12 protein-coding genes and 1 tRNA gene are annotated in these 16,415 nt (G+C 66.7%); 5 read left to right on the forward strand and 8 right to left on the reverse strand.

What is annotated here, in order from left to right; all coding sequences use genetic code 11:
* Positions 1-143: 143 nt before the first annotated feature.
* The 7 genes from QC765_RS05330 to QC765_RS05360 all read right to left on the reverse strand — a co-directional run bounded on the left by QC765_RS05330 (position 144) and on the right by QC765_RS05360 (position 11,517).
* Positions 144-791, reverse strand: a complete 648-nt coding sequence (locus QC765_RS05330) for a DUF8185 domain-containing protein (protein ID WP_278313405.1) — start codon at positions 789-791, stop codon at positions 144-146.
* A gap of 11 nt (positions 792-802) precedes the next feature.
* Positions 803-1,222, reverse strand: a complete 420-nt coding sequence (locus tag QC765_RS05335; RefSeq protein ID WP_278313406.1) for an acyl-CoA thioesterase — start codon at positions 1,220-1,222, stop codon at positions 803-805.
* Positions 1,223-1,278: 56 nt separating this feature from the next.
* Entirely contained in the window at positions 1,279-6,300 is a 5,022-nt protein-coding gene (locus QC765_RS05340; RefSeq protein ID WP_278313407.1) for an NAD-glutamate dehydrogenase, read from the reverse strand.
* 104 nt (positions 6,301-6,404) lie between these two features.
* Positions 6,405-6,821, reverse strand: a complete 417-nt coding sequence (locus QC765_RS05345; protein WP_278313408.1) for an acyl-CoA thioesterase — start codon at positions 6,819-6,821, stop codon at positions 6,405-6,407.
* 4 nt (positions 6,822-6,825) lie between these two features.
* On the reverse strand, positions 6,826-8,502 hold the full coding sequence (gene ettA, locus QC765_RS05350; protein ID WP_278313409.1) for an energy-dependent translational throttle protein EttA: 1,677 nt from the start codon (positions 8,500-8,502) through the stop codon (positions 6,826-6,828).
* A gap of 192 nt (positions 8,503-8,694) precedes the next feature.
* Positions 8,695-9,198, reverse strand: a complete 504-nt coding sequence (locus QC765_RS05355) for a single-stranded DNA-binding protein (protein ID WP_278313410.1) — start codon at positions 9,196-9,198, stop codon at positions 8,695-8,697.
* Positions 9,199-9,474: 276 nt separating this feature from the next.
* On the reverse strand, positions 9,475-11,517 hold the full coding sequence (locus QC765_RS05360) for a bifunctional copper resistance protein CopD/cytochrome c oxidase assembly protein (RefSeq protein ID WP_278313411.1): 2,043 nt from the start codon (positions 11,515-11,517) through the stop codon (positions 9,475-9,477).
* Between the two features lie 183 nt (positions 11,518-11,700).
* Between QC765_RS05360 and QC765_RS05365 the strand changes: the two genes are divergently transcribed.
* The 5 genes from QC765_RS05365 (at position 11,701) to QC765_RS05385 (ending at position 15,070) form a co-directional block, all read left to right on the forward strand.
* On the forward strand, positions 11,701-12,360 hold the full coding sequence (locus QC765_RS05365; RefSeq protein WP_278313412.1) for a SipW-dependent-type signal peptide-containing protein: 660 nt from the start codon (positions 11,701-11,703) through the stop codon (positions 12,358-12,360).
* 3 nt (positions 12,361-12,363) lie between these two features.
* Entirely contained in the window at positions 12,364-12,984 is a 621-nt protein-coding gene (locus tag QC765_RS05370; protein WP_278313413.1) for a hypothetical protein, read from the forward strand.
* Between the two features lie 30 nt (positions 12,985-13,014).
* Positions 13,015-13,611, forward strand: a complete 597-nt coding sequence (locus QC765_RS05375; protein ID WP_278313414.1) for a signal peptidase I — start codon at positions 13,015-13,017, stop codon at positions 13,609-13,611.
* On the forward strand, positions 13,608-14,909 hold the full coding sequence (locus tag QC765_RS05380) for an RNA-binding protein (RefSeq protein ID WP_278313415.1): 1,302 nt from the start codon (positions 13,608-13,610) through the stop codon (positions 14,907-14,909). The genes QC765_RS05375 and QC765_RS05380 overlap by 4 nt, the downstream gene beginning before the upstream one ends.
* Before the next feature lie 87 nt (positions 14,910-14,996).
* Positions 14,997-15,070, forward strand: a tRNA-Arg gene (locus tag QC765_RS05385).
* Positions 15,071-15,252: 182 nt separating this feature from the next.
* On the opposite strand, the gene QC765_RS05390 is transcribed toward QC765_RS05385, so the two are convergent.
* Positions 15,253-16,413, reverse strand: a complete 1,161-nt coding sequence (locus tag QC765_RS05390) for an MFS transporter (protein ID WP_278313416.1) — start codon at positions 16,411-16,413, stop codon at positions 15,253-15,255.
* Positions 16,414-16,415: the final 2 nt, after the last annotated feature.

Below are 16,415 nucleotides of genomic sequence, written 5' to 3' on the forward strand. Positions count from 1 at the left end.
GACCCTGGGCTGGAGCAAGCCCTGTGACAAGCTGGCAGGACTGATCGCAGGTGTTGCGATGGCTCCCTGAAACCGCCTGCTCCAGCCTGTCGTTTCTTGCACACTCGCGGGGCAGGTCGGCTCCGGCTCCTAGTCGGTCAGCGCTACTGGGTGAAGAGCGGCATCGAGGCGCGGCGGGCGTAGATGCTGCCGTACCGGGCGTCGATGCGGGTCCAGGCGGCATGGTGGCGCACCCGGACGCGCTCGTCCTCGCCGGGCTCGCGGGGCACGAACCCCATCCCAGCGAGCGCGAACACGCTGCGCATGGTGACGGCCGCGGTAGCCTCCGCGCCGTCGGTGACAGTGATGACTTCCTGATCGAGCAGGGACACCGGCGGGCCTTGGTTGCTGCCATGCTCGCGAGCCACTGCTTGGCCCTGCTCGGCAAGGGCGATGATGCGGCTGGCAGGAATGTCGTCGATATGGGTGAATCCCTGGTGAGGCGGGACCGCGCCCTGCCAGGCGGAGTCGAGGCTGTAGCCGGGGTCCACGGTGAGTCCGTTCGCGCCGCGGAGGTTATGCAGGAGATGCTCGGCAGCCGCCACAAGATCAGCGGGAGTCGCACGACCAGGGATAGTGCGCGCGGCGAGCACATCGAAACCAGTACGGGACCAGATGGTGAAGTGCTTGGGCCCACGATTGGTGATGCGCACCACCGCAGCGTCGTCGAGGCGCAGGGCGCGGGTGAGGAAGGTGCCGAGATCGGCGGTCGCGGAGGGGCTGCCGATGAGGATCTGTCGCTGGCCAGTCATGGTTTGTGTGGTTAGCTCCGCACGTATCGTTGCAGGTAGTCGCGCTCTAGTTGCGTTAGGCGCCGCAAGCGCTGGGTGTCGATATCGAAGGCCGCGAGCTGGATCTCAGCGGTGACGGCCGGTGGGGCGTCCGTGCTGGCGTCGCGGGCCCGCACCGCATAGCCGATGGTCCAGTCCGCGCTGCGGAGTCGCGCAACCCACATCTCGACGGTGAGGGGCCCGTCGCTGTGGCGGAGCTGCCCTCGGTAGCGGACGTGCATGTCGACGACGACGGCTCCTGCCCCGAGAGCAGCGGTAGGCCGGTCGGGGGTGAGCAGCCAGGGTATGCGAGCTTCCTCAAGGAGGGTGACCATGCGGGCGTGATTGATGTGCTGGAAGACGTCCATGTCGGACCAGCGGACGGGCACGGAGGCCCGGTAGACGCTGCCCATAGCGGGGGTGCCTGTGTCACGTGGCTCTGGCGTGGCGTGGGGCTCCCCCGCGGATGTCACCTTCCGGCCTCCGATCTCAGGCTGCGTGAATAGACCATGCTGCGTATCTGCCGTGCCGCGACCGAGAGGGTAGCGAGATCGAGGGCGCCGGAGTTCGCGATCTGGGTGAGTGCCGACCGCGCCCGCTCGAGACGGGATGCGTTGGACAGTTCCCATTCGTCGATCTTCTCCTCGGCGCTCTCGTCCGGCTCCCCGTAGTCGAGGACGTCGAGGCAGAGCGCTCGGGTAGAACCATACAGGTCGTCGCGGAGGGCAAGGCGGGCGAGAGCGTGCCAGCGGTCGCCGCGGGCGAGCCTGGAGACGGCCCCGTGAAGGGTGTCGATGCCCAGGTGCGCGGTGAGGGTGTAGTACAGCTCGGCGACCTCGCCGAGTTCACGTTCCGCGAGGTCGGCGACCTCGACGATGTCGAGCAGGCAGTACTCGTGGAGAAGGGCGTAGACGCGGGTGGCGAGGTCCCGGGGAGCACCGATCCCGACGGCTTCGTCGACACGCACCTTGAGGAACTTGGCGTCATTGCCGTGCAGCCATTCGGGGACCTTGGGTCCGAGCTCGCGCACGCTGATGGCGAACCGGTTGATCTCGGCGCCCACGGCGATGGGCTGGGGACGGTTGGCGAGCAACCAGCGCGAGGCCCGGTCGAGCAACCGCCGCGTACCGAGCATGAGCTGGTCCGAGGCCTGGGTGGGCATGTCGGCCTGGCGGATCTCGTCCCAGAGCTCGCGGAGCCCGAAGATCTCGGTGACGGCAGCGAAGGCACGGATCGAGTCGGTGGTGGTAGCGCCGGCGTCTTCGAGGAGGCGGAAGGTATAGGTGATGCCGCCATTGTCGATCGCCTGGTTGGCGAGCATGGTGGTGACGATCTGCCGGCTCAGGGGGTGCTTGCGGATGGCCTGGTAGTGGTTGTCCCTCAGCGGCGTCGGGAAGTATTCGGGCAGCCGCGTGGCAAACACTTCATTGTCGGGAAGGTCGCTTTCCATCAGGTCGTCCTTGATGGCGAGCTTGACGTGAGCGAGGAGGGTCGAGAGCTCTGGCGAGGAGAGCCCCTCGTTGTTCTTCATCCGCTCGCTGATGGCCTCTTCGCTAGGCAGTGCCTCGATCTCGCGGTCGAGTCCGCGGTTGGCGGCGAGGTCGGCGATCTGCCGGGAATGCACGCTCAGCAGTTGCGCGGCGTTGGCACGGCTGGTGCCCATGAGCTCGTTCTGCATGCGGTTGTCGTGCAGCACGAGCTCGGCGACCTCCTCTGTCATGGAGGCAAGCAACTCGTTGCGGTCCTCGGGCTCGAGGGCTCCGGTACTGATCAATGATTCGAGAAGAATCTTGATATTGACCTCATGGTCGGAGCAGTCGACTCCGGCGGAGTTGTCGAGGGCATCGGAGTTGACCATGCCGCCGTGGCGAGAGAACTCGATGCGGCCCTTCTGGGTGAGCCCGAGGTTGCCGCCCTCGCCGACAGCCTTCACGCGCAGATCCGCTCCGTTGACGCGGATGTTGTCGTTGGCCTTGTCACCGACGTCGGCGTGCGTCTCCGCGGACGACTTGATATAGGTGCCGATGCCACCGTTCCAGAGCAGGTCGGCCGGCGCGAGGAGGATCGCCTTCATCAGTTCGGGAGGCGACATTGAGGACTGGTGCGCGGGCAGGCCAAGAGCGGCGCGCACCTGCTCGCTGACGGGGATGGACTTCACGCTACGTGGCCAGACCCCGCCGCCTTCGCTGATGAGGTCGGTGTTGTAGTCCTCCCAGGAGGACCGTGGCAGGTCGAACATGCGGCGCCTCTCCTCGTACGAGGTGGCGGCGTCGGGGGTCGGATCGATGAAGATATGCCGGTGGTCGAAGGCCGCGATGAGACGGATGTGCTCGCTGAGCAGCATGCCGTTGCCGAACACATCGCCGCTCATGTCGCCGATGCCCACGACAGTGAAATCCTGCGCTTGGGTGTCGACACCGATCTCGCGGAAGTGCCGCTTGACGGATTCCCAGGCGCCGCGGGCGGTGATGCCCATGACCTTGTGGTCATACCCAGCCGAGCCACCGGAGGCGAAGGCGTCGCCGAGCCAGAAGTTGTAGATGCCGGCTACCTCGTTGGCGATGTCAGAGAACGTGGCCGTGCCCTTGTCCGCGGCGACAACGAGGTACGAGTCGTCCTTGTCGCGGCGCACCACGTCGCTGGGCGAGAGGGTGGCTTCGGTGACCTGGTCGAGGTTGTCCGTGATGTCGAGGAGGCCGGAGATGAATAGCCGGTAGCAGCGGATGCCCTCAGCGCGGATGGCCTCACGGTCGGCAGTGGGGTCACCGGTGGGCACGGGTGGCTTCTTCACCACGAATCCGCCCTTGGCGCCGACGGGCACGATGACAGCATTCTTGACGGCCTGGGCCTTGGCGAGGCCGAGGACCTCGGTGCGGAAGTCCTCGCGACGATCGGACCAGCGCAGTCCACCGCGGGCGACCTCGCCGAAGCGCAGGTGCACGCCCTCGATGTGCGGGGCGTAGACAAAGATCTCGAAGCGCGGGCGGGGCTTGGGGATCTCGGGGACGTTGCGCGGGTCGAACTTGAAGGACAGGACCTCGCGGTAGCGGTGCTTGGGCACCATGGTGTCTATGTCGGGCCGGGCACCCACGAAGTAGTTGGTGCGCAGGGTCGCCTGCATGAGGCGCAGGTAGGCGCGCAGGATGCGATCGGCGTCGAGGCTGACGACCTTGTCGAGCCGGGCGTTGACGTCCTTGCTGAGTTCTTCTGCCCGCGACTTGGAATGGTTGACCGGGTCGAACGTGGCCTCGAACAACTCGACGAGCACGGCCGCGGTGGGGGCGTTCTCGAGCAAGACCTCTTCGATGTGCGCCTGGCTGTACGGAAAGGTGATCTGCCGCAGGTACCGGGCGTAGGCGCGCAGCATCGAGGCTTGCCGCCAGTCGAGCCCCGCGCGCAGGATCAGTTCGTTGAACCGGTCGGCCTCGGCGAGGCCGTTCCAGATAGCGATGAACGCGTCGGTGAAGCGCTTCTCGAGGTCGCCGCCGACGTGGGGCTCGTTGATGGTGCCGACGGGCATCGTGGGCAGCGTCTGGGCAAGCTCCATCACGGATGCGCTCTGCCGCGTCTCGGGGTTGACGAGGAGGCTGAAGTCGTAGATCCAGCTGGGCTCGCCATCGATGCGGTCGAGGTGGTAGGGACGTTCGTCGAGAACCTCCACGCCCATGGACTGCAGCACGGGCAGGATGCGGCTGAGAGACACCCCGTCACCGGTGAGGTACAGGGAGAGCTGCCATCGGCCCGGCTCGGCATCGCGCTTGCGGTAGAGGGCGAGGTCGATGTCGCCCTCGCCGAGCGCGTCGATGCGGCGGAGGTCAGCGAGCGCCCGCGCCGGGGCGAAGTCTTCCTTGTAGGCCTGGGGGAACGCTCCCGCGAACCGGTTTGCCTGGGTGGTGGGGGCTGTGGGCTCGCGATGGGCGACTTCATCGGCGAGGTGATCCTCCCAGCTCCGGGTGGCCTCGCTGAGCGTCTGCTGGAGTCGCTCTCGAGCGGCCTCGGAGACATCGGGAGCAGTGCTGGCGCTCCACCCGTCGGGAATACGAATGGTGAAATGCACCTGGGCCACCACGGATTCGGTGACCCGGGCGGTGTAGTCGACGCTGGAACCGGTGAACTCGGCGCGAAGGATGTCCTGCATGGCGTGGCGTACACCGGTGCGGTAGCGGTCGCGGGGCATGTAGACGAGCGCGGAAACGAACCGGCCGTTGGGGTCCGCACGGAGGAACAGTCGTAGCTCGCGGCTCAGACCGATCGCGACGACCTCGGTGACCGTCCGGTGCAGCGTGTCTACGTCGACGGTGAAAAGCTCGGTTCGGGGGTAGGACTGGATGATCTCGAGCATCGACTGACCAGTGAAGGAGTCAAGGGAATGCCCGGCCTTGCGCAGCACCTCGTGCACGCGCGAGGCGAGCACGGGCACGTCGAGGACGTTCTCGTGGAGCCCGGTGACGGTGAAGATGCCGAGGAAGCGGTGCTCTCCGGTGATGGAGCCGTCCTCGCCGAAGATGCGCACGCACACGAAGAAGGGGTACACAACGCGCAGCGACATCGCAGGGGCCTGGCCCTGCGCGAACACCAGGATGCGCTGGGCCTCTGACTCATCGGAGTAGAGGCGGAAGCGGAGATCCGTCATCTCCGGCGAACGCAGTACACCAAGCCCGCTGCCGGGGACCATGGAGAGTTGCTGGCCGTCCGCCGAGCCGGTCTCGTATCGGCGGTAGCCAAGGACGCGGAAGTTGCCCGCCGCGAGCCACCGGAGCAACCCGGCGGACTCATTGGCCTCGGAACTGGGCGCGGGACCGATTCCGCGACCTGATTCAAGCTCGGTGGCAATGTCGGAGAGGGTGCTGCGCATCGTCGGGGTGTCAGATACCACCTGGCGGACGTCGCTCAGGAGCTCGCGGATGCGTTGCGCGATCTGGTCGAGGACTTGGCGTTGCGTCCCGGAAAGCTGCAGGTGCATCCAGGATTCAGCGATGGCGTCGTCGGGCTTGGTGAAGGTGGTGCGGTCAGTGAGGACCTCGAGGAGGTTGCCATCGTTGTCGCGCCGCACGATAAGCACGGGATGCACGATCTGCTCGACGCTGATACCCACTCCGCCGAGCAGCGCGGTGACGGATTCGACGAGGTAGGGCACATCGTCGGTGACGATCTGCAGCACTGACCGGGTTGATGCACCACCGTTGGGTTGGCCGTTGCTCTCGGCCCAGATAGCTACTGCTGGTGCGCCAGGGGCGCGGCGTGCGGCGAGGTCGCGGTGCTTGGCGAGCAGGTCGTACGCTCTTTGCTGGTGCGCGCCGGCGGTGTCACTGGGCTTGTGCCGAGCAGCATCCGCCGCAGTCGCGGGGATCGCGTCCTGGCGGTAATAGGTGCGGTAGAGCCGGGTGAGGTCGCCATCCGCGCTAGCATCCGGTTCCACTGGCTGTGTTCCTCTCTCCGGATCGGTATCGAGAGCAGTGTTCGCCGTGGCGTGTACGCGGGAATCACTCATTGCTTTTGCCTCCTGACGCAGCACCATCTGCCACGAGGCTATTAGGCGTGACCGAGTTATGGGCACACTTGCGCAAAGTTCACCGGGGGGTGAACATTTCGCGGCTAGGCGTCGTGGTACTTGGTCAGTGCTGCACGTTCGGTGTCGGCTAGAGGCCGGGAAGAGTTGGTCGTACCGTCGAAGGCGACGAGGACCGCGTCGACAGATCCGGCGCGATTGCCCTGGTTGTCGAACATTGTGTGGCGAATTGTGAACGAGCTGCGGCCGATCGCGAGGACAGCGAGCTCGACCGCGAGCGGCCCCGATTCGGTGAACAGAGGCCGCTCGAAGTCTGCTTCGAGGCGCCGGATGACGACGGCCCGGTCAGGGCCAAAGCCCTCCGAGAACTCCTCGCTGATGAAGCGGACGCGCGCTTCCTGTGCGTACTCGATGAACTTGGTGTTATTGACGTGACCAAGCATGTCGGAGTCGCCCCACCGGATCTCGACAGTGGTGGAGTAGGGCCCGTTCGCTTCTGCCATTTTTCTAGTCCCTCGTGAGCTTGCGGTGGGTGACGCGATGGGGGCGGGCCGCTTCGGGCCCCATGCGCTCGATCTTGTTCGCCTCGTATGCCTCGAAGTTGCCCTCGAACCAGAACCACTTGGCGTCGTTGGTGTCATCCCCTTCCCAGGCGAGGATGTGAGTGCAAGTGCGATCGAGGAACCAGCGATCATGGGAGATGACGACGGCGCAGCCGGGGAAATGCTCGAGCGCATTCTCCAGTGAGCTGAGCGTCTCGACGTCCAGGTCGTTGGTCGGCTCGTCGAGCAGGATCAAGTTGCCACCCTGCTTGAGAGTGAGCGCGAGATTGAGGCGGTTGCGCTCGCCACCGGACAGCACGCCGGCGGGCTTCTGCTGGTCGGGCCCCTTGAACCCGAACGCGCTGACGTAGGCGCGCGAGGGCATCTCGGTATTGCCGACGTGGATGAAGTCAAGCCCCTCGGAGACGATCTGCCATACGGTCTTCTTGGGGTCGATGCCGCCGCGGTGCTGGTCGACATAGCTCAGCTTGACCGTCTCACCGATCTTGACGACGCCTGAGTCGGCTTCCTCGAGACCGACGATCGTCTTGAACAAAGTGGTCTTGCCGACGCCGTTGGGCCCGATGACACCGACGATGCCGTTGCGCGGCAACGTGAAGGAGAGATCCTTGATGAGCATGCGGTCGCCGTAGCCCTTATCGAGGTTCTTCACCTCGACGACCACGCTGCCGAGCCGGGGACCGGCCGGGATCTGGATCTCCTCCATATCGAGCTTGCGTGACTTCTCGGCCTCGGCAGCCATCTCCTCGTAGCGCTGGAGCCTGGACTTGCTCTTGGCCTGGCGAGCCTTCGCTCCCGAGCGGACCCACGCCAGCTCGTCCTTGAGCCGCTTCTGCAGCTTCTGGTCCTTCTTGCCCTGAACCTCGAGCCGCTCTGCCTTCTTCTCCAGATAGGTGGAGTAGTTGCCCTCGTAGCCGTGCGCCTTGCCGCGCTCGAGCTCGAGGATCCACTCGGCGACGTGGTCGAGGAAGTACCGGTCGTGTGTCACGGCGAGGACTGCACCGGCGTAGCTCGCGAGATGCTGCTCGAGCCACAGCACGCTCTCGGCATCAAGGTGGTTGGTGGGCTCATCAAGGAGCAGCAGGTCGGGCTTGCTGAGCAGCAGCTTGCACAAGGCGACGCGGCGGCGCTCGCCGCCGGACAGCTGGGTGACGGGCTCCTCCGGAGGCGGGCAGCGTAGTGCATCCATGGCCTGCTCGAGCTGCGACTCGATATCCCACGCGTCGGCATGGTCGAGCTCTTCCTGGAGCTTGCCCATCTCCTCCATCAGCTCATCGGAGTAGTCGGTGGCCATGAGCTCAGCGATCTCGTTGAACCGATCGAGCTTGACCTTCAGCTCGCCGAGGCCCTCCTCGACGTTCTCCCGAACGGTCTTCTCCTCATTGAGCGGGGGCTCCTGCTGGAGGATCCCCACGGTCTTTCCTGGAGCGATGAAAGCGTCGCCGTTGCTGGGATGGTCGAGCCCCGCCATGATCTTGAGGACACTGGACTTGCCGGCACCGTTGGGGCCGACGACACCAATTTTTGCTCCGGGCAGGAACGCCAGGGTGACGTCATCCAGGATGACCTTTTCACCGTGCGCCTTCCGCACGCGCTGCATGGTGTAGATGAACTCAGCCACAGTTACCTCTCGACTTCGACTTATTTGCGTTTAAGGATGCGCGCGCAGCCGTCGGCATGCGGCAGACGTGATGCTGCCGGGTTCCGGCGGGCGAGCCGCATCGCGCGGTGGCCACCAGGGGTGGAAACCCTCGCGTTGAAGGTTAGCGCAGATAGCTCCCCGGCTCACACCGCGCGACTCTGGTGCTCGACCCTACGCCGCAGCCAACTCGCTGGCACTGTCCCGATCAGCAGAATCCTCCCCGGCGGCGCCCACCTGATCCTGCTCCGCGGACGGATCTGGAGCGGGGAAGCTGGTCTCGTCGCTTGCCTCCACTGCGTTTCCTGCCTCTGGCGCCTCGCCATCAGCAGTAGGCGCGTGGCGGGCGAGATCGATGCCGATGGCACGGGCGCGCATCTCCAGCGCAGAGCGCTCGACGCCTTCCTTGTCGGTATAGGTACTGGTGTAGAGGTCGCCTTGCACGATCACCGGGTCACCCTTCTCGACGGCCGCGGCCACGTTGGTGGCGGATCGGTTCCAGCAGTTGACACGCACGAACAGCTTGGTGCCGTCGCGCCATTCGTTGCTGGCCCGGTCGTAGACGCGTGAGGTGGAGACGACAGTGAATCCGGCGACCCGGTCACCGCGCGAGTTCACCGTGCGCGGCGCTACTGGGGTGATGACGGTTCCGATGACTGTGGTGCTGCATTCGTACATGGGTGCTCCCGGAGTGAGTTGCTGCCCGCTGGCGGTCAGCCGGCAGCACTAGCGTCGCGGGTTCGGCGTGGCTGATCCACTGCCATGGCGGATCTGTGGATAAGCAGGGCCGCTGTGGATAACTGGGGGTCGCGAGCTACTGGGAGGCAGAATGCATTTCCAGCGGTGACGGCGGATCGCCACAGCAACGACGGCTGCGGCCCGAGGCTGGGCGGATCAGCGCCGGACGGCGACGCTGCCCGCAGCAGCACGCCCCGCCGGGCAAGCCCAGCCGGTCTAGCGCTCCCGCTTGGCGAGCTCGGCCAGCATGGCGTTGTAGGCGGCGAGGTCGGCATCGTCGTCCTTGTCCGCCGCGCGATCGATGCGGCGCGCTACCCGGCGGTCGCTTGAGGACCATTGCACGAGAAGGGCGAGCATGACGATCACGATGGGGATCTCCCCGGTACCCCAGGCGATGCTTCCGCCAATGGCCTGGTCATCGAGCAGGTCAGGCACCCACGGCAGGGCGAGCTGCTGGTAGAACTCTTGCCCCATCACGGTATCCATGTTCATCAGCGCGATGCCAAAGAACGCGTGGAACGGCAGGGTCGCCCACAGCAGAGCCAGCTTGCTGAAGGGCTGCATGGGATGCGGGGAAGGGTCGACGCCAATGATGACCCAGTAGAAGAGGTAGCCGGTGAGGAGAAAATGCACGTTCATCAGCACATGCGCGGTGTGGCTGTCCACAGCCGCGCCGAAGATGCCGCCGAAGTACAGGATGTAGAAGCTGGAGACAAACAGGACCGCCGCGACGACCGGCTGCGTGAGCGCTCGAGAAACGGGGCTGTGCACGCCGGCGACGATCCATTCGCGCGGGCCGGGCACCCCTCCTCGTCCGGCAGGAGGCAAGGCGCGCAGCGCGAGCGTCACCGGGCCACCAAGCGCAAGGAGGATGGGCACGAGCATGGACAGGATCATGTGGGAACTCATGTGCACGCTGAACATCGCATGCGTGTACTTGCCCATGCCGGAGGAGGTAGCAAGCAACAGCGCAGCGCAGCCAGAGAGCCACGCGACGGAGCGGCCGAGCGGCCAGGCATCCCCGCGCGCGGAGAGTCGTCGCACACCCACGATATAGAGGGTGGCGAGAACGATGGCCGCGGTTCCGAAGATCAGGTCGAAGCGCCACTCGGTGAGGAACACCCACAGTGATGGCCCCTGCTCGAGCTGGTACCCGAGCGCGACCTCCTGGAAGGTGGGGATGCTGCTCGGCGGGGGCGGCGGCGTGCGACTGAGGCCGACTCCTAGTCCGAAAGTAGCGGCGAGCAGCAGTACCTCGATCGAGGCGAGACCGATGAAAGGGCGACGGGCTCGCGGATCGGTGGCGATGCGTTCGACGACGCGGCGGCGCTGCACGAGTCCGAAGGCTCCGAGGATGCTCAGCATGATCGCCTTGGCCACGACGAGCCAACCGTAGGTGGTGGCGAACAGGTCTTCGGGCGCGACGCGGACGAGCGCGTTGACGACCCCGGACACGCCCACCGCAACGAACGCGATGCCCGCGATCCAGGAATAGCGGCGCACCGCCACATCGAGATGCGCGCCCTTGAACCATGCATGGACGAGAAGCGCGAACAGGCCACCGAGCCACACAGCGGATCCGACGACGTGCCAGAAGAAACTGTTGGTGGCGATGTCATGGCTTCCGCCAGATGATGAGTGGCCCGTGACGACGAGCGGCATGAGGGCCAGCACCGAGCCCGCGAAGACCACCGGGGCCCAGCCCCAGCGCAGCACGATCCGGGCACCGAGCGCGACAGCCGACGCGATGACCCCTGTCCACGACCACGCGAGCGCGGCTTCCACGAGCGGAATGCTGGGCCACAGATTGCCGGGCTGCAACGCCACTCGCAGTGGTTGCCCCGTGGTATCGGACAGGACGAGCGGCACCAGGGCGAACGCGCACACGGCTTGCACCGTTGCAGCGCCGGAAGCAATACGCAGTGAGCGATATCCATCCACGTCGACCAGTCCGTTGGATTGCGGCGCCGCAAGGAATGCTGCATGCAGCGCGGCACCAACGGCCGCGACTCCAGCGACTATCGCGATCGCCTGCATCGCGGGCAGGCCGTAGCGGGTGACGACGCCTGGGTCGGGCAGACCGAGCTGGGCGAGCGCCTCTGTCGTGGAGAGGCCGGCGAGCGCGATCGCGACGAGGGCGGCGATCCCGAGGGCACCGACCGCCACCGTGACGAGACCAGCGCGCGGAGTTTCGGTTACCGGAGATTGCTGATCGTCATCGGCGCTCGGTGGCGACGCGGTGGATGGTGCGGAGGCCATGCCTCACAGGGTACGGCCGAGCGGCCCTGGTGCTGAAACGCGAGGAGCGAGATCTTCGTGACAACGAATCTCGAATATTTCTCCACATTGTGTAACGAATAGGACGAACCGTGTGATACCTCACAGTAGGACACTCGAACAACACACATCACACGTGTGCCTCCCGCACCAGAAAGACAACACATGGCATCCACTACGCCCTCCCCCGCCCGCGCTGCGGACCGCAAGCGCAAGATCCGCGCCATCCTCGCCGGCGGCGTCGTCCTCGGCGTCGGCGCCACCGTCACCCTCGCCGCCTGGAACGACTCGGTATTCGTCCAGGGCGACTTCGCGGTCGGCGACTTCAACATCCAGGGCGATGTGCATGACGGAGCAGGCTTCCTCGAGTACGACGACGAACTGGCACCGGGCATCCTCCAGCTGCCGCTGATCGCTGAGAACCTCGCTCCTGGCGATACCGTCCATGCGCCCGTCTCGCTGCGCGTCGATCCCACCCGCAATAGCTACGACGCTGATGTGGAGCTGCGCGGTGGCACCTGGGCCGCCAGCGTCCTCGCCGACGAGCTCCGCTACACCGTCTACACCGATGTCCCCGTGGCCAGTTGCCAGGGCGGCGACCTCTCGGCGGGCAACCCGCTCGTGGGGTCGGACGCCACCCCCGTCACCCTCGACACCGGCGCGGGCACCGTCCCCGGAAGCCCCGCTTTCACGCTGCTGCGTGACTCCACCGTCCTTGACCTGTGCTTCGCGGTCACCCTCCCCGATGGCGTCGACATGACCAGCGTGCCCCCCAACTCGACCGCCACGGTGCTGTGGGAGTTCTACTCCGAGCCCGTCAGCTGATCCATGGCATCACGCGATACCCTGCTGCGGCGCGGCCGCGTCCTCGCCGCAGCAGGCATCGTCCTTGGCACTGGGTCCGCGCTCACCCTGGCGTCGTGGAGCGATGCGACTTTCACCACGGGAACCTTTGGCGTCGGATCCTTCGGCATCGAGGCCAGCACCGACAGCGGTGCTACCTGGTACCAGGATGAGAACAACCTTGCGTTCACTGTTTCCGCCGCAGCGATCCGCCCGGGCGGCACGCGCTATGCGCCACTGAGCGTGCGCACCGAGGCCGGTTCGCTTGGCGCGCTCGCCACCCTCGGTGGGGCCTCCAGCGAAGGATCCGTTGGCTTGTTCAATGCCCTTCGCTACCGCGTCGTCGAGACATCAACCTGTGACGCGAGCGCCTTCAGCCCGGCCGCGGACTACGTGGTTGGCGACAACAGCACGCGCGCGACGCTCGGTACCGGATCCGCACCCGAAGCGATCACTCTCGCCGCAGCGACGGCAGCACCGGGGGCGGCGAGGCAGTACTGCTTCGAGCTGCACCTGCCGGACACGACACCCAACTGGACCAACCCCGCCCTGCCGGGCTCCACCGCGCGCGCCCGCTGGCCACTCACCGCCAGCTCCACCAGCTAGCCCCCAACAACCACCCCTGGGAACCACATCATGTCCTCACGCAGCGCCACCAGGCGCAGCATCCCCGCGCGCATCGGCCACTTCGTGCGCGAGTCCCTGCTCAATCTGCTCGCTGTCGCGGGACTGATCTGCATCGTCCTTGTCATTCTCGCCGTTGTCTTCAACATCTCCCTCATCATGTTCAAGACCGGCTCGATGAACCCCACTATCCCCCAGGGCTCCCTCGCCGTGGTCCGTGAGGTACCTGCCACCAGCGTCGAGGTCGGCGATATCGTCACCGTGGACCGTGGGCGCGGCAGGCTGCCGGTCACCCACCGCATCATTGGAATGGAACCCGGGCCGGACGGCACTACCCACCTGACCATGCAGGGCGATGCCAACCCCCAGCCCGACCCCGCTATATACCGCGTCAGCACAGTGCGGGAAATGGTCACCAGCTTCCCCGGCCTCGCCCACTTCGTAGTGCGGCTTTCCGACCCCCGCGTGATGGGCCTCATCACGATCCTCGCGGCGCTGCTCGTTGGCTGGGCATTCTGGCCCCGTCGCGAGCTCGACGACGATGCTGACGACGCCGCTGCGGAAGACGCCACACCGGCAGCCTCGACCACCACCGGGACCCGAGCATGAGGCCTCGCGTCCGCCTCGCGCTCGCCACCGTCGCCGTGCTCGCCCTCGCCTTCCCCGCCACGGCGCGCGTCATCACCCCAACCGATGCGGCGTTCACCGACCAGGTCGATGCCCTCGGCGAGCTCACGGCAGACGTGTGGCCAACCTCGGGATACGCCCGCGGCACTGCGGGGAACACCGTTTTCAGCGGCACGAGCGTCAATGGATCCACCTCGTTCCGGGACGAGGACCCGCCGGGACAGAGCACGGCGGGCGGAGGATTCAGCAACACCGGACTACTGTTCTCGCTGAACGGCAATGCCAGCACTTGTGCCGCCTACACCGTCGGCACAAGCGGGCCACACAGCAACTGCGCGACGCCGCCACCATCCGATACCGACGCGACGAGCACGCTCAACAGCTACAACTTCAGCCTCGCACTGGTCGGGCTCTCCATTGACAACATGATCCGCCTCTCTAGCCCCATCATCACCAGGACTACCTGCGCCCTCGACCCCGCCGGGAGCACTACCACGGCACCCGCCGGGACCGTGCAGCTCAGGCGTACCCTCGCCGGCTCCTACAACTCCTATCCGATGCCCGGCCCCGGCGCCCCCACGACATTCAACTTCAACTATCTCGGCGCGCTCGGCCTCGCGGTCGCCAACATCAGGGGCGAGGTAGAAACCACTACCCACCTCGATACGACCAATGGCGTGGCCGTCTCCGAGGCAAGGCTCTACGTCGAGGTCCGAGCGGTGCTCGGGCTTGCAGTCCTCGCCACCGTCGACACCGTCCTCGGCCGCTCCGAATGCTCCCTCGCCGGACCCGTGCCTGCCGCGATCGCGATGCGCAGCAAGCCTGCCGAGACCGATGCAGCGCTCGCTGAACCACAGGCGATCGAAGCGCAGGAGCTCGAGGAGGAGCTCCAGGATGAGCCGCTGGCGCCCGAGGACGAAGAAGCCGCCAGCACAGAGGTCGACAGCGAGGCCTCCCCCGACGTAGCCACTGGGGAGGACACCACCATCACCGAGACGAGCATCCCCACCACGACGAGCGTTCCGGCACCAACAACGACCACGGCGCCTACTAGCACTCCGCCTACCAGCGCTCCCCCTGCCGCGCCATCAGCTGAACCGACCACCACGATCGCTCCAGCTCCTACGGAACCAGCTACGAGTGCTCCCCCCGCGCAGGAATCCACCGCCCGGGAAACCACCTCAGGGGCCCCGGCACCGACCGTCGAACCGGCGCCCGGCCCAACGACTACGGCGACGACCACAACCGCAGAGCCCACCACCAGCGCATCCAGCGAGTGACTCTCCCGCAGCGCTGGCGCGAGGGGCGGCGACGCCCCGGGAGGCGGCACTGGCATCCGCTACACTGCCAACGCGCCCACAACGCACGCCCCCGTAGCTCAGGTGGATAGAGCAAGGGCCTTCTAATCCCTAGGTCGCAGGTTCGAGTCCTGCCGGGGGCGCTCAGCTCGCTAGGTTCCGCGGCTGATGCCCCGGCCTGTTGCCCGCGCAGCTTCATCCGGACGTGTGCGGTCTTGCACCCTTCGGAGCGCGGTGGAGGGTGCATTCGGTAACACTTCCGGGCAGCCAGCTCGACGCGAGCCCGTCCGCCCGGCGCCATCCCGTCCCACGCCCGAAGGCCCCCTCAGCGCCGTAGCGCCAGCGGAACGGTGACGAGCGCGAGGGCGGCGAGCACGATCAGCGCGGGAGGGAAGCCCTGCTGCGCGGCGACGTACCCGGTGGTGATCGCGCCAAGCCCGGTGCCTGCGTCGAACCCGATGTTCCAGGTGGTGCTGGCTGTGCTGTAGTGGCGGGGGCCGACGGCGGCGAACGAATCGATGAGAGTCAGGTTCTGCAGCCCGCCGTAGGCGATCCCGATGAGGGCAAGCCCGGCGATGAGCGCGAGGGCCCGCGTGCTGGCCGGAGTGGTGACGGCCCACGCGGCGAGCATCAGTCCGGCGACGGTGAGGGCGATCAGTGGCGCGCGGTACGGGCGGGTGCCGTGACGGTCGGCGAGGATGCCGAACCCCCACCGACTGACGGCGGCGATGCCGGTGAGCGCGAGCAGGCCGAGCAGCGCGGCGGTGGCGGAGGCGGTCATCTGCGGGGTGAAGGTGAGCAGCGCTCCGCCCGCGGCGGTGACGCCTAGGAGTATCAGCATGGGTGCGATGAGGTTCCGGAGGGTTGCCCCCAGGGCAGGGCGCGGGGCGGCGGTGGTGCTGGCCGCGGCGCGGGCGTCGATGGCGGCGTGGACCGCGCGGCCCAGGCGGAGGGCCGGGATCACCGCAAGGATGGGGCAGGCGCCGACGAGGAAGACGAGACCGTATCCGAGGTTCTGCGCGGCCCAGGGCGCGGCGGGCGTGAGCACGAACTGGGGCGCGGCAATGGCGAACCCGTAGGCGCCGATGGCGGCTCCGCGGCGCGCGGGATCGGCGAGCTCGGCGACGGCAGTGGCGCCGCAGACGGTGATGATGCCGAAGCCGATTCCGCGCAGGGCTGCTAGCGCAAGGATCGGTCCGAGGTCCTGAGAGAGCAGCTGCAGCAGGGAGGGCAGCCCGAGGAGCAGGACGCCGAGCATCAACGTGGGTGGCCAGCCGATTCGCCGGAGGGCGGTGGGCATGGCGAGCTGGGTGAGCACGGTGAACAGCATGAGCACGGCGTTGACAGCACCCGCGCCAGTGGTGCTGGCACCGTGCTCGACGACCCACAGGGGCACGGTGGGAAACAGGATGGCATGCCCGCCGAAAGCGAGCGCCGTCATCAGCAGCAGCGCAGCGAGCCCTGTGCTGTGCTTCCTGGTCTCCACAG

The sequence above is a fragment of the Hoyosella levis genome (assembly GCF_026008515.1).
Taxonomy (GTDB): Bacteria; Actinomycetota; Actinomycetes; order Mycobacteriales; family Mycobacteriaceae; genus Lolliginicoccus; species Lolliginicoccus levis.

What these genes read in the sequence shown, in the direction of transcription:
- QC765_RS05330 (WP_278313405.1), bottom strand. Translation starts at nt 791, where the DNA reads ATGACTGGCCAGCGACAGATCCTCATCGGCAGCCCCTCCGCGACCGCC.
- QC765_RS05335 (WP_278313406.1), bottom strand. Translation starts at nt 1,222, where the DNA reads ATGGGCAGCGTCTACCGGGCCTCCGTGCCCGTCCGCTGGTCCGACATG.
- QC765_RS05340 (WP_278313407.1), bottom strand. Translation starts at nt 6,300, where the DNA reads ATGAGTGATTCCCGCGTACACGCCACGGCGAACACTGCTCTCGATACC.
- QC765_RS05345 (WP_278313408.1), bottom strand. Translation starts at nt 6,821, where the DNA reads ATGGCAGAAGCGAACGGGCCCTACTCCACCACTGTCGAGATCCGGTGG.
- QC765_RS05355 (WP_278313410.1), bottom strand. Translation starts at nt 9,198, where the DNA reads ATGTACGAATGCAGCACCACAGTCATCGGAACCGTCATCACCCCAGTA.
- QC765_RS05360 (WP_278313411.1), bottom strand. Translation starts at nt 11,517, where the DNA reads ATGGCCTCCGCACCATCCACCGCGTCGCCACCGAGCGCCGATGACGAT.
- QC765_RS05365 (WP_278313412.1), top strand. Translation starts at nt 11,701, where the DNA reads ATGGCATCCACTACGCCCTCCCCCGCCCGCGCTGCGGACCGCAAGCGC.
- QC765_RS05370 (WP_278313413.1), top strand. Translation starts at nt 12,364, where the DNA reads ATGGCATCACGCGATACCCTGCTGCGGCGCGGCCGCGTCCTCGCCGCA.
- QC765_RS05375 (WP_278313414.1), top strand. Translation starts at nt 13,015, where the DNA reads ATGTCCTCACGCAGCGCCACCAGGCGCAGCATCCCCGCGCGCATCGGC.
- QC765_RS05380 (WP_278313415.1), top strand. Translation starts at nt 13,608, where the DNA reads ATGAGGCCTCGCGTCCGCCTCGCGCTCGCCACCGTCGCCGTGCTCGCC.